This is a genomic window from Meiothermus ruber DSM 1279 (assembly GCF_000024425.1).
Classification (GTDB): domain Bacteria; phylum Deinococcota; class Deinococci; order Deinococcales; family Thermaceae; genus Meiothermus; species Meiothermus ruber.
Map to the genome: position 1 here is coordinate 1170634 of NC_013946.1, position 12117 is coordinate 1182750.

The 12117-nt window shown below is 63.7% G+C and carries 12 protein-coding genes; 7 read left to right on the forward strand and 5 right to left on the reverse strand.

All coding sequences use genetic code 11. The features are described 5' to 3' along the window. Positions 1 to 18 precede the first annotated feature (18 nt). The 5 genes from MRUB_RS05860 to MRUB_RS05880 all read left to right on the forward strand — a co-directional run bounded on the left by MRUB_RS05860 (position 19) and on the right by MRUB_RS05880 (position 5418). Positions 19 to 777 (forward strand): PP2C family protein-serine/threonine phosphatase, encoded by a 759-nt coding sequence (locus MRUB_RS05860; protein ID WP_013013439.1) that lies wholly within the window; start codon positions 19 to 21, stop codon positions 775 to 777. Further along, complete coding sequence (locus tag MRUB_RS05865; RefSeq protein ID WP_015586507.1) at positions 774 to 2792, forward strand: protein kinase domain-containing protein; 2019 nt, start codon at positions 774 to 776, stop codon at positions 2790 to 2792. Before MRUB_RS05860 ends, MRUB_RS05865 begins: the two co-directional genes overlap by 4 nt. 64 nt (positions 2793 to 2856) lie before the next feature. Then, complete coding sequence (locus tag MRUB_RS05870) at positions 2857 to 3393, forward strand: peroxiredoxin (RefSeq protein ID WP_013013441.1); 537 nt, start codon at positions 2857 to 2859, stop codon at positions 3391 to 3393. A gap of 2 nt (positions 3394 to 3395) precedes the next feature. Then, positions 3396 to 3893 (forward strand): peroxiredoxin, encoded by a 498-nt coding sequence (locus tag MRUB_RS05875; RefSeq protein WP_013013442.1) that lies wholly within the window; start codon positions 3396 to 3398, stop codon positions 3891 to 3893. A 22-nt stretch (positions 3894 to 3915) separates the two neighbouring features. After that, complete coding sequence (locus tag MRUB_RS05880) at positions 3916 to 5418, forward strand: phytoene desaturase family protein (protein ID WP_013013443.1); 1503 nt, start codon at positions 3916 to 3918, stop codon at positions 5416 to 5418. A 27-nt stretch (positions 5419 to 5445) separates the two neighbouring features. Here MRUB_RS05880 and MRUB_RS05885 read toward each other — a convergent pair whose 3' ends face one another. The 5 genes from MRUB_RS05885 to bshA all read right to left on the reverse strand — a co-directional run bounded on the left by MRUB_RS05885 (position 5446) and on the right by bshA (position 10381). Then, positions 5446 to 7203 carry a penicillin-binding transpeptidase domain-containing protein gene (locus tag MRUB_RS05885; protein ID WP_013013444.1) on the reverse strand — a complete coding sequence of 586 codons (1758 nt, stop codon included), beginning with the start codon at positions 7201 to 7203 and terminating at the stop codon, positions 5446 to 5448. A gap of 9 nt (positions 7204 to 7212) precedes the next feature. Beyond that, positions 7213 to 7689, reverse strand: a complete 477-nt coding sequence (mreD, locus tag MRUB_RS05890) for a rod shape-determining protein MreD (RefSeq protein ID WP_013013445.1) — start codon at positions 7687 to 7689, stop codon at positions 7213 to 7215. Positions 7690 to 7735: 46 nt separating this feature from the next. Next, positions 7736 to 8527 (reverse strand): rod shape-determining protein MreC, encoded by a 792-nt coding sequence (gene mreC, locus MRUB_RS05895; RefSeq protein WP_013013446.1) that lies wholly within the window; start codon positions 8525 to 8527, stop codon positions 7736 to 7738. 296 nt (positions 8528 to 8823) lie between these two features. Then, entirely contained in the window at positions 8824 to 9192 is a 369-nt protein-coding gene (gene mscL / locus MRUB_RS05900) for a large conductance mechanosensitive channel protein MscL (protein WP_013013447.1), read from the reverse strand. 76 nt (positions 9193 to 9268) lie between these two features. Next, complete coding sequence (bshA, locus tag MRUB_RS05905) at positions 9269 to 10381, reverse strand: N-acetyl-alpha-D-glucosaminyl L-malate synthase BshA (protein WP_013013448.1); 1113 nt, start codon at positions 10379 to 10381, stop codon at positions 9269 to 9271. Between the two features lie 97 nt (positions 10382 to 10478). Here bshA and MRUB_RS05910 point away from each other — a divergent pair, with 97 nt between their 5' ends. Both MRUB_RS05910 and hisB read left to right on the forward strand, forming a co-directional pair. Beyond that, on the forward strand, positions 10479 to 11537 hold the full coding sequence (locus MRUB_RS05910; RefSeq protein WP_013013449.1) for a pyridoxal phosphate-dependent aminotransferase: 1059 nt from the start codon (positions 10479 to 10481) through the stop codon (positions 11535 to 11537). Continuing rightward, entirely contained in the window at positions 11530 to 12114 is a 585-nt protein-coding gene (gene hisB / locus MRUB_RS05915) for an imidazoleglycerol-phosphate dehydratase HisB (protein ID WP_013013450.1), read from the forward strand. Before MRUB_RS05910 ends, hisB begins: the two co-directional genes overlap by 8 nt. Positions 12115 to 12117 lie beyond the last annotated feature (3 nt).

The following is a 12117-nucleotide window of genomic DNA, read 5'->3' on the forward strand; positions in this document are numbered from 1 at the left end:
ACGGTATTATAAGGTGTCATGCGATTGGCGCGGCTCGAAATTGCCACAGAATCCAACATCGGTCGGCGTCGTCGGAACAACGAGGACTTTCACCGCGTAGCCATACATCCGACCCCGGCTGGCAACCTGGTGTTGCTGGCTGTGGCCGATGGTATGGGGGGGGCTGAGGCCGGTGAGCTAGCCAGCAAACTGGCCATTGAAGGGGTTAGCTCAGCGGTCAGGTCGTACGCTGAGCACGCTGCCACGGGCCGGCCTGGGGTGGGGCTTAGCCTGGTTATGGATAAGGCTTTTAAGCTCTCCCAAAGGCGAATTTTGCAGGAAGGTGAGCGGGTGCCCTCGCGCAAGGGTATGGGTACGACCCTGACGGCGGTGATGCTTACCGAATGGAACCGCCAGGCGGTGATCGGACATGTGGGGGATACCCGGGCTTACCGATACTCCTCGGGCCGCTGGACCCTTCTCACCCAGGATCACTCCTGGGTGGCCCAGCAGGTGCGCCAGGGGGTGCTGAGCGCTGAGCAGGCCGAAGAGCACCCCTGGAAGCATATGCTCACCCAGGCCTTGGGGCTTTCCGATGTTAAGCACGATATTTTCTCGGTCAATTTTGCGCCGGGTGAGGTGCTGGTGCTGGCGACCGATGGTTTATATGGTCTGGTACCCCCCGAAGAGTGGAGCATTACGGGCGATCTGCAATCGGCCCTCGAGAGCTGGGTGGCTAAGGCGCTGATGCGGGGGGGGACGGACAACATCACGGTGGTGGCGGCGAGGTTCAGATGAGTTACCTGCTGGCTTTACTCTTGGTCGCTATTTCCACGGCCCTGATGCTGCGCCTTGGGCGAACCTGGCCCATGCTGGTCTTGCTCATTCTGATGCTCGGGGGTTTGGCGGCCCTGGGCGTTGAGCCTTTGGTGCTGGTGGTGGCCCTGTTGTTGGGCCTGGGGGCGATGTGGGTTCCCAGCTCGCGTTCCAGCTTCAGACCCCGGCCTAAACCAGCCCCTCGAGCTGCTAAAACCAAGAACAACCCAAAGATCTCGACAGGTAACAGCGTGACCGGCCTCGAGGCTTTGTACGAGATCCAGGAGAAGGTTGGCATAGGGGGGATGGCCACCGTTTACAAGGCCCGGAGTAAAAGAGATGGCCGCCTGGTGGCCCTCAAAATTCCCCAGGAGAAATACGTGGGCGACCCCCGGTTTGTGCGGCGCTTCCACCGCGAGGCCGAGCTGCTGGCCCACCTCGATCACCCCGGTATTGTTAAGGTTTACGACCACGGCAACCAGGGCGATACCCACTACATCGCTATGGAGTTTCTCGATGGTGAGGGGCTAGATCGGCTCATCGAAAATAAGCGCCTTTCCACCAAGAGCGTTGTGCAGATCATGAGCCGGGTGGCTGAGGCCCTTCAGCACATCCACGCCCAGGGCATCATTCACCGCGATATCAAGCCCGGCAACATCATGGTGCTCAGGAACGCGCTGCGCGATGATGGTAGTGTGGACCCTCGAGGGGTGCGCCTGATGGATTTTGGCATTGCGGCCGGTAAGGTCTTGACCCGCCTAACCATTACCGGTGCGCGCATCGGAACCCCGGTGTACATGAGCCCTGAGCAGGCTAAAGGTCAGCGGATAGATCACAAGTCCGACATTTACAGCCTGGGGGTGGTCTTCTACGAGGCCCTGTGCGGCCAGCCGCCCTTTCAGGGTGCGTATGAGGCGGTCATCCACCAGCAGATCACCCAGATGCCGGCTCCTCCCAAGCAGGTTAATCCCGAGATTCCCCAGGTGCTCTCCGACCTGGTTCACCGTATGCTGGAAAAAGACCCGGAGAAACGCCCCGGTCTGGAGGCGGTGCTCGACGTATTGCGCGGGAACTGGGACGAAGATCCCGGCCTCACCGCACCCATCTACCTCGCCCTGGCGGTTGAGACCAAGAAGGGCACCCTGCGGCTGATGGATTTGAATGGCACCCTGATGCGGATGTGGAGCGGGGTGGGCAGTGGGCGGGGTATGTTCCCCTCCCCACCCCTGGCCCTGGCCGTGGACCAGCAGGGGGGGGTCTGGATTAGCTTATTCGAGTATGGCGGCGGGGCTGTGCGGCTGCTGCACCGCTTCGATGTGGAGGGTGAGATCACCCACTCGGTGGGGCCTTATGGCATGAAGCTGGGGGAGCTGCTCTACCCGATCTCGCTGGCGACCTTGCCGGACGGGCTTTTGGTGCTGGATGGCGAGGCCTGCACCATTACCCGTTTTGACCTCGAGGGCAACCCCGTGGCCCGCTTTGGCGGGGCGGGGCCGGGTCGGGGCACCTACGAGTCGCCCAGGGCTATTTTGGCTAGCCAGAATTACATTTTCGTCCTTGATTACGGCAACCGTCAGATACAGCGCCTCGACCACAAAGGGCAGTACATCTCACGCTACGCCTTCCGCAAGAGCCGCGAGTCGCAAGAGCTGCGCCTGCTGGGTGGACTGGGCCTGACCCCACAAGAGGAGCTTTTGATCTACGATGTCGACAGCCAAAAAATCCGCAAGCTCTCCCTCGAGGGCGAGGTGCTGCTCTCACTGCCGCTGCCGCTCGCCGAGGGCGAAGACGCCAACAGCCAGGTGGAGATGGTGGTGTTGGACGAGACCATCTACGCCATTCGCCGGGGCGGCACTAAAATCCACCGCATCAAGCTGGGGGGTCAGGCCCTGCCCAGCCTCGAGGTCTACGCACCGCTGCGGGGCATTGCCATCTGGCACAACACCCTACACGCCCCCACCGGAGCGCCCGTGAGCCGCTCGGTTCGCGGGGTGTAGTTTTTGGGGGCGATTGGGGTCAGCCCCACAGCCAGCGTGGGGCTTGGAACCGATACTAAATTACATGAAGCTGAAACCGGGTGATCCCGCCCCCCTCCTTCAAGTACAGGACGCGCTGGGGCGAACCGTGGACCTGGCTGAGTTGGTGCAACAAGGGCGCTACATCGTGCTGTGGTTTTATCCCAAATCCAACTCCCCCGGCTGTACGGCCCAGGGCCGGCAGTATGCCATGCTGCGCGAGGAATTCCAGCAGCTTGGGGCCGAGGTGTTCGGTGTAAGCGCCGATCCTGCCTCGGAGCAGTGCGCTTTTATGGATAAGCTGGCGCTCGAGGGCGGCCTGATCCCCGACCCCTCGGGCCGGCTGGGGAAAGCCTTTGGGGTGGGGGGCTTATGGGGTGTGGGGGCTTTGCTGGGCCTGTACAGCCGCGATACCATCCTGATCAATCCACAGGGCAAGGTTGAGCAGGTCTGGCGCAACGTCAACCCTTTTCGCGATGCCCAGGTGGTGCTGGACTACCTCAAGCAGGCGAGCGGTAGGGGAGACCCCCTCGAGGTGAAGCCTGGCTTACAGCCGACAGAGGACGCTACCGGCAAACTTTAACCATGCGGCGCTTCTGGTGGATACTCCTGGTACTGGCCCCGGTGCTGGCCCTCTCGCCCGGTGACCCGGTGGATTTGCCCAGGGTGCGCGACTCCTACGGCAAGCCCATCGATCTGGCGGCCACGGCCAGGGCGGGCAAGTATCTGCTGTTTTGGTTTTACCCCAAGGCCAGCTCGCCCGGCTGTACCGCTCAGGGCAAGCGCTACGCTGAACTGTATGGCGAGTTTGAAAAGCTCGGCGTGGAAATTTTCGGCGTAAGCGCCGATCCCGCGGCTGATCAGTGTGCGTTCATCGAACAGATGGCCCTTAAGGGCGCCATGCTGCCTGACCAGGACGGCCGCCTGGCCCGGCTCTTCAAAGTTGGGGGGCTCTTTGGCTTTTACAACCGCGATACCATACTGGTCAACCCCCAGGGCCGTGTCGAGCGTATATGGCGCAACGTGAACGCCTTCCGCGATGCCGATGTGGTGCTGGCCTACGTGCGCCAGCTAAAGAGGTAGACCAAAAACCGCCTGGGTTTTTATGCGGGTTGTGGTTATTGGGGCCGGGGTGGGGGGCCTGACAACAGCGGCCTTGCTGGCCCAGGCGGGCCTCGAGGTTACCGTTCTGGAGCACCACACCTACCCTGGGGGCTCGGCCGGCACCTTCTGGCATGGGGGTTTTCGCTTCGATGCCGGAGCCACCCTTTTAGCCGGCTTCGACGAAGAGGGGGTTTTTACCCGTCTGGAACGGCGGCTGGGGGTGCATTTTCCGGTGCGCCGCCTCGCGCCCGGCGAAGCCCTGATGGAGGTCTGGCTGCCCGACGGGGGGGTGGTGGTTCGCCCGGTGGGCCGGGCCAGCGAACTGGAAGCCCAGCGGGCCGTGTTTGGCCGGGTTGTGGAGGGTTTCTGGCGATGGCAGGAAAAGCGGGCCCTGGCCTTATGGAAGCTGGCCCCGGGCCTGCCCTTTCCGCCCGTCGATCGAAAGGAACTGTCCAGCCTGGCCCAGCGAGGGCTGTCCTGGGCACTGGCGCATCGGGCCGATCTGCTGGGCCTCCTGGCCGACCTGGTGCGGCCCATTTTGGCGCACGCCCCGGCCCATGAGGGCTTCCGGCGCTTCCTGGACGCCCAGCTACTGATTGCCTCCCAGGCCGATGCGGGGCGCACCTACGCCCTGTTTGGCGCCGCCGCGCTGGACCTGCCCCACCGCGGGCCGGTCATGCCTTTGGGCGGTATGGGGGTTATTGCCGAGACCCTGGCCCAGGCAGTGGGGCGGTATGGGGGGCGGGTGCTGTACCGGCACCGCGCGGAGCGGTTGCACGTCAGAAATGGGCGGGTGGAAGCGGTCGAGGTGGTCTTGGGCGGACGCCGGCGGGGGGAGCGGGAAAGGCTCGAGGCCGACCTTTTCGTAGCCAACCTTACCCCCGGCGACCTGATGGCCTTGCTGCCCGGCGCCGCCCAGCAGGCCCCGCCCGCCGATGGCTGGGGGGCTTTTATGCTGCACGCCGCCATTCCCGAAGCGGTGGTTCCACCAGGGGCGCTTTACCGGCAGTGGGCCGGTGAGGGCGAGTGGGTATTCCTGAGCTTATCTGACCCGGGCGATGCCCTGCGGGGCCCACCCGGCGTACGGGTGCTCTCGGCCTCGGCGCATACCCGGCTGGCTGAATGGCGGGGGCTTTCCAAAGAAGATTACCGCCTGCGGAAAAGGGCCTGGCAGGAGCGGATGGTGCGCCAGGTAGAGCAACTGCTGCCTGGATTCAGGGAGTCGGCGTTGTGCCTGCTGGGTGCTACCCCGCGCACCTACCATTTCTACACCCGACGCCAGGACGGCTGGGTGGGCGGCTATCCCCAGGTGCACCCCTTCCGCACCTCCAGCCCGAAAACACCCTTTCCCAACCTTTGGCGGGTAGGGGAGAGCATATTTCCAGGCCAGTCGGTGCCGGCCGTGGCCATGGGCGGTGAACGGGTGGCCGCGCTGGTGCTACACCGGTTGGGTCTTGCTCAGCTCGAGGCCAGGCAGCCATCCACACCAGGCGGCAACCGCTAAAAGTGAAGCCAGCCCCGTGGATGGGCGCTACTGATCGGTCAGGGGTTGCCCCACCTTCCAGTAAGCGGCCATCACCTTCTGGGCTGCTGGAAGCGCCACCCCACTGCCCTCGCCACCGTTTTCGAAGAAAGCCACCACCACCAGCGGGGGGCGGGGGTCGGATGGGTCTACCGGCCCGTAGCCCATATACCAGGCGTGCTCGAGGCCCGGGGTCAGGGTTTCGTTCTGGGCAGTGCCGGTTTTGCCGGCGGTGGCTACCGGAAAATTGCCCAGCACGTGCCGTGCGGTGCCCCAGGTTACGGTCTTGCGCATTCCTTCCTGAAGCTCGCGCCAGTAGCGCCCGGAGACCCGGCTGCTGGGGCGGCGAATTTCCTGATTGCCAATGCGGCGCACCAGGTGCAGCTCGGGCTGCTGGCCGTTCTGGGCAATGGTGGCTAGCATCCGGGCGATCTGTACCGGTGTGGCTTTATTGTAGCCCTGCCCGATTATGATGGAGAGGGTCTCGCCGGGCCACCAGCGCGGGTCTTTGGGGAGGTTCTGCTTTTTCCAGGCGATGGAGGGCACAATACCGTTTTGCTCGCCGATTTCCAGGCCTGTGGGCCGGCCCACACCGAGCTCGAGGGCCCGCTTGTGCAGCTTGTCCACCATGCCGATGGGGTCGAGCATGGCCACCTGGTAGTACCAGGTGTTGCAGCTCTGGGCAATGGCCTCCTGAACGGTCATCATGCCCATATCGACACGAGCCCAGTTGCGCCGAATCCCGCCAAAAACGATGTAGGGGCTGCAGCGAAAGGTCGTGCTGGCCGTAACATAGCCGCTTTCTAGAGCCATGCTCGAGCTCACCAATTTATAGGTGGAGCCAGGTGGGTAAGCGTTCACCGCGCGGTTGAGCGTAGGGCGATCCTTATCGCTGAACAGTTCGCGGATTTTATCGTTCGGGCGTGGCCTGCGACCGAAGAGGTTGGGATCGAAGGCTGGCGCTGTGGCCATAGCCAAAACCTCGCCGTTGCGCGGGTCAACCGCCACAATGGCGCCCTTGGCTTGCTTGACCAAAGGCAGGCCGTTGCGCTGACGGATGCGGTTAATATCAACCACGGCTTCCCGTAAGGCCCGTTCGGCTACCTGCTGCAGGCTCAGATCCAGGGTGAGGTAGACATCGGTGCCGGCCTGGGGTTCCCGGATCTCCTCGAAGCGCACCCGCTGGCCCCGGGCGTTGACCTCGGCCAGCACCACCCCTTTGATGCCCCTTAGCTGCTGCTCCAGGGCGGCCTCGAGGCCCGCGGCGCCCACCAGCTCTTCTGGGTCGTAACCTTCCTTGAGCTGTTCCTGGCTGGGCAGGGCCGTATAACCGATGACCGGCCCGGCGATCGGATTGGGGTAGACGCGCTCAATGCGCTCGAGCAGCTTCAGATTGGGCTCGCCTGCGACCAGCTCGGCCAGGGTGGGCACCAGCGCCTCGGGTATGTTGACCATCAGTTCCACGGGTTCATGCCCCACCTTGGGCAGCGCCTTGAGCCCGGTCAGGGCCAGGATTCGATCCTTGAACAACACCTCGCCCCCCAGGTACAGCAAATCCACCGCCAGCCGGTTGGTTGCGATAACCCGGCCGTTCCGGTCGAGGATGCGACCCCTTGGGGCCAGGGTGGTTTCGGTGCGCAGGTAGTTGCCCTGGCTGCGGGTGGCGTACTGCTCGTACTGCATTACCTGGAGCTGCCATAGCCGGGCTGCAAACAGCACCAGCAAAAGGTAAAAAAAAACCAGCAGAATCCAGATACGGCTGTTCACACCACCCCCCTACTTGCTATGGCCTGCAAAAAGCTGCTGATAAACACGAAGTACCAAAGGCGCAATGAGCAGGGTCAGCAGCATCTCCGGTACGATAACCGACCAAAGGGTGAGAGGGTTGAACCCCCCCATCCGCAACCACAGCGCCACCAGCAGGATCCCCAGCCACTTAGCCACAAAGCTGCCGCCAAGAATGACCACCTGTCCGGCCAGCTCGTCCCAGTGCACCAGGCGCGAGAGCCGGTAGTAGGCGTACGCGGCCAGCAACAGCCCCACCGCGTGCAGCCCAGGGTAGCCCGCCGAGAGCAGGTCTTGCAACAGCCCCACCGAGAAGGCCAGCGGCAGCCCCAGGAAGGGCGAGACCGAGGCGGCCATCAGTAGTGTGGCCAGGTAAACCAGGTCGGGCGGCGGGATGCCCTCACCCAATAACCCGGATACAAAGCCTTGCAGCAAGAAAGCGATGACGATGAGCAGAACCAGTCGCATATGAGGTCAAGAGGGCCGGGGCGGGGTATGCAGGCCAGCCCCTTCATCACAGCGGTCGCAGCACCTGCACTTCTTCCAGAAGCGATAGCTGAACGGCGGGCCGTACCATCAACACCTTTTTGAGCGCCCCGGGGGCCAGCGGGAGTACTTGCTCAACGGTGCCCACGGTAATGCCAGCAGGGTAAAGGCCCTGGATGGCCCCAGAGACCACGGTGTCACCGGGTTTGACGCTGGCCTCGGGCGCGATCTCAACCCGCAGCATGCGGGGCGGGGCCCCGTAGGCAATCCCCCGGCCTGGGGCGTTGGCGAGCCGAACCCCCACCCTTGACTCGGGGTCGAGGATGGTGCGCACAACGGCCTGGTGGGGGGTGACCTCGGTGATGACCCCTACCAGCCCGTTGGCGGTGGTGACGGGCATACCCACCCGGAGCCCCTGGGCCGATCCAGCCCCCAGGAATAATCTCTGGTATAACCCCGAGGGGTCTTCGTCGATGACCGGGGCGACCGCCACCACCCCCAGGCCCTGAACCGCCTGCACCCGCAGGGTGGCCTGGAGGCGCCGGTTTTCCAGGGTTAGACGCTGGTTTTCCTGTCGCAGTTGTTGTAGCTCGGCCTGCATGCGGCGCAGCTCAGCCCGCAGGTCGCGTCGGTCAAAAATGGCGGCCAGGCTGGCCCGGGTGTTCTGGCCCAGCCGAAAGGAAAAGCCAAACACTGGTGCGATGCGCGCGGCAAACTCCCCCGGCAGGGTGGGGGCCGACTGCCGGGTAACAGTGGCCAAAAGCAGGCCCAGTACGACCAGCCCCAGCAATAAACCCCGGCGCAGTATTGTGACGCTCACAGCCTACCGACCTCGAGCCTGCGGACGGTGCTTTTTTGACAGGACACGCGACCTTTCAACAGCCTAACCTCTTATAGCCTTTCAAAACCGTGTGTTATGGTGACCCGCCTATTCGGCCCAACCACACTATATTACTCAGTTATATGAAGATGTAACCAACTGCGCTTCGGATGGCTGTCCCGGGTAAAGACCAGCCCCTGGTGCCAGGGCTGCTTTGATGAGGCGTGTCGTTGCACAAAATGGCCCGACAAGACGGTTTTGCACCCTGGCACCGTTGGGAATGGCCGAGGACTGCCTTACCTCTTCAACGCATCACGAATCTCCCGCAGCAGGATAATCTCTTCGGGTGGGCTGGCAGGGGTTACCTCTGGCTCTTTTTTCCTGGAGATCTCTTGCAGTTTGTTCATAGGCGTGACCACGAAGAAATACAACGCAAAACCCACCATCAAGAAACTCACCACGGCGTTGATAAACTTGCCAACGTTCAGGGCGCCCAGCTTGAGGCCCGAGAAGTCCGGAGTCCCAAAGATCATGCCGATAAGGGGGGTAAGGATATCAGCTACCAGCGAGTTAACGATGGCTCCAAAGGCGCTGCCGATAATCACGCCCACGGCCAGGTCGATCACGTTCCCACGGAAGATAAATTTCTTGAATCCCTCCAACATACCAGCCTCCTTCTGAACAGCTTGAACCCGGGTAGTTAGAGAGTATACCTGCTGTGTGCGAATTGTGGGGCGGGCTTCAAGCCGGTGATGCGGCCTCGAGGTCGCGCTGGTGGGCCCGGCGATAAAGCGCTTCGTACTGATCGGTGATCAGCTCCGGGTTGAAGTGGGCCTGGGCGTGGTTGCGGGCGGCTAGGCGCATCTGCTCGAGCTGGGGCGAGGTGAGCAGCTCTACCACCGCCTGTGCAAAGGCCTCCAGATCGCCAAACTCCACCAACCGGCCCACCTCGGGGGTGAGCCATTCGGGAACCCCGCCCACCCGGGTGGCGACCACCGGTACCCCGCAGGCCAGGGCCTCGAGGCCCGACTGGCCGAACCCCTCGTATTCTGAAGCCAGCAAGAACACATCGGCCGCACCGATGATGGCCTCGGGGTTTTTGGCGGTGGCCAGCGAGGTTACGCTGTCGTCCACCCTCAGGCTGTGGGCAATGGAGAGGGCCTCGGCCCGTTCCGGCCCGGTGCCCACCAAGACCAGCCGGGCTTTGAGTTTCTGGCGAATTTTGGCGAAGACGTGCACGATATCGCCCACCCGCTTAACCGCCCGGAAGTTGGAGGCGTGCACCAGCAGAAACTCGTCCGGGGCTGCGTAATAGCGCCGGGCCTCGAGGTTGGGCCGGAAGCGTTCGGTGTCTACGGCGTTGTAGATAACCTGCGGACTCACCCCAAAAGCGCGCTGGGCCTGCTGGGCCAGGTTCTGGGAAACGGCGGTGACGGCAGCGGCTTTCTGCAAGGCCCGGGCGGTAAGGGTCTGGTAGGCGGGGTCTATGCCCAGAAGGGTGACGTCGGTGCCGTGCAGGGTATGCACCAGCGGAATGCGCCCCTCGGCGGCCAGCTCAGCGGCTACCGCGTGGGGGATGGCGTAGTGGGTGTGGATAAGCTCCAGGCTTTCCTCTCGGATGGCCCGCTCGAGCGCCCCCGCCAGCGCGAGCGTGTAAAGCGGGGCTGGAAACACCGGGTAATTGGGCAGCTCTACCGGCATAAACTGCACCGGACTCCCTTCCGGCAAGCGCATGGGCAGCTCGGTAGCAAATAGGTACACCCGGTGCCCCCGGCGGGCCAGCCGGTCGGCCAGCTCCGAGGCCACAATGCCACTCCCGCCCAGGCCCGGATAACACACCATTCCGATTCGCATGGCCTTAGCCTAAAGAAACCAGCCGACCGGCATTGGCGCTGGGTGCACGGTTGCGCCCACCCTTGACGTTCAGCCTGCGAGTTCCGACAATCGGGGGGTGAAGGCCTTTAAGCCCCACCTCCAGGGACTGCCCAGCTACCCCTATAAAAAGGTAGAAGCCCCCATCAAACTCGACCAGAACGAGAGCCCCTACGACCTACCCGCCGAGCTCAAGCAGCGGGTTTTGGTGCGCTTGCAGGGCCTGGACTTTAATCGCTATCCGTACCTCCACGCCGAGGACGTGCGGGAGAGGCTGGCCGCCTGGCTGGGCTGGCCCATGGAGGGGTTGGTGGTCGCTCCGGGCTCCAACCTGCTCATCCAAGCCCTGGCACAGGCTTCCAACGCTGTACTGGATACCGCGCCTTCGTTTCCGCACTATGCCTTTTCTGCCAAAATATCGGCCACGCCCTACCGAGCAATTGCACTGGGGAGCGGTTTCTCCCTGCCGACTGAGGCTCTGCTCGAGGCCATGGAGGCTCCTCCAGGGGTGCTGTTTCTGCCCAACCCCCACGCCCCCACGGCCCGGCTGTTTGCCGAAGCAGACATCCATCGTCTGGCCGACAAAGCTGCCCGGACGGGCTGGCTGCTGGTAATAGACGAGGCCTACCACCAGTTTTCAGGTACGGATTATGCGCCGCTGGCTCGAGCCAACCCCAGCGTAGCCCTTCTGCGCACCTTCTCCAAGGCCTGGGGCCTGGGGGGGGTTCGGGCCGGCTACCTGCTGGCCTCACCGGAGGTGTGCAACGTGGTGCAGAACTTTGTCCCGCCCTTTGGCCTGCCGGCCCACACCGCCCAGATTCTTCTGGCGGTGCTGGAGTCGCCCGGCTATGTCCAGGGAATTGTGCAGACCCTGGTGGCCGAGCGGGAAAAGCTCTTCCAGGCCCTGCAAAAGCACCCCACCTGGCGGGTGTACGAAAGCCAGACCAACTTCCTCCTGGTGCGCACCCCCGATGCGGCGGCGGCCTACCAGGGGCTGCTGCGCCAGGGCATCCTGGTGCGGCGGCAGGATCACTACCCCGGCCTCGAGGGGTGCATCCGGGTCTCTGTGGGCACGCCCCAGGAAAACCAGCGCTTGCTGGAAGCCGCCTTTTCCCTGGCCGAGGTGCCCCATGCGTAGCGCCACCATCCAACGCAACACCGCCGAGACCCAGATCCGCCTCAGCCTGAACCTCGATGCGGCCCCGGGCGGGCATATCTCGACCGGGCTGGGCTTTCTGGATCACATGCTTTTGGCTTTGCAGCGGCACGGGCGCTTGGGGCTCGAGGTCGAAGCCACCGGCGACCTGGCCGTGGATGTGCACCACCTGGTGGAGGATGTGGGTATCGTGCTGGGGATGGCCCTGCGGCAAGCGGTGGGGGAGGGCCGGGGGATCGAACGCTACGGCGAGGCCACCGTGCCCATGGATGAAACCCTGGTGCAGGTGGTGCTGGATCTGTCCGGACGCAGCCACCTGGCCTTTGCGCCCGAGGAACTGGGCATCGAAGGGAGCGCCGGGGGCCTCAACGCCTACCACCTGCGGGAGTTTTTACGCGGGCTGTGCAACCACGCCGGCCTCACCCTGCACCTGCGGCTCCTGGCTGGCCGGGAAGCCCACCACGTGCTCGAGGCCGCCTTCAAGGCCCTGGCCCGGGCCCTCTACCAGGCCACCCGCCTCACCCGGCCCGACCTGCCCAGCACCAAGGAAGTCTTGTAGGGG

Bases quoted from the DNA above. Each gene is read 5' to 3' on its own strand.
- MRUB_RS05860 (WP_013013439.1), top strand. From the start codon at position 19: ATGCGATTGGCGCGGCTCGAAATTGCCACAGAATCCAACATCGGTCGG.
- MRUB_RS05875 (WP_013013442.1), top strand. From the start codon at position 3,396: ATGCGGCGCTTCTGGTGGATACTCCTGGTACTGGCCCCGGTGCTGGCC.
- MRUB_RS05880 (WP_013013443.1), top strand. From the start codon at position 3,916: ATGCGGGTTGTGGTTATTGGGGCCGGGGTGGGGGGCCTGACAACAGCG.
- mreD (WP_013013445.1), bottom strand. From the start codon at position 7,689: ATGCGACTGGTTCTGCTCATCGTCATCGCTTTCTTGCTGCAAGGCTTT.
- MRUB_RS05865 (WP_015586507.1), top strand. From the start codon at position 774: ATGAGTTACCTGCTGGCTTTACTCTTGGTCGCTATTTCCACGGCCCTG.
- hisB (WP_013013450.1), top strand. From the start codon at position 11,530: ATGCGTAGCGCCACCATCCAACGCAACACCGCCGAGACCCAGATCCGC.
- mscL (WP_013013447.1), bottom strand. From the start codon at position 9,192: ATGTTGGAGGGATTCAAGAAATTTATCTTCCGTGGGAACGTGATCGAC.
- MRUB_RS05870 (WP_013013441.1), top strand. From the start codon at position 2,857: ATGAAGCTGAAACCGGGTGATCCCGCCCCCCTCCTTCAAGTACAGGAC.
- bshA (WP_013013448.1), bottom strand. From the start codon at position 10,381: ATGCGAATCGGAATGGTGTGTTATCCGGGCCTGGGCGGGAGTGGCATT.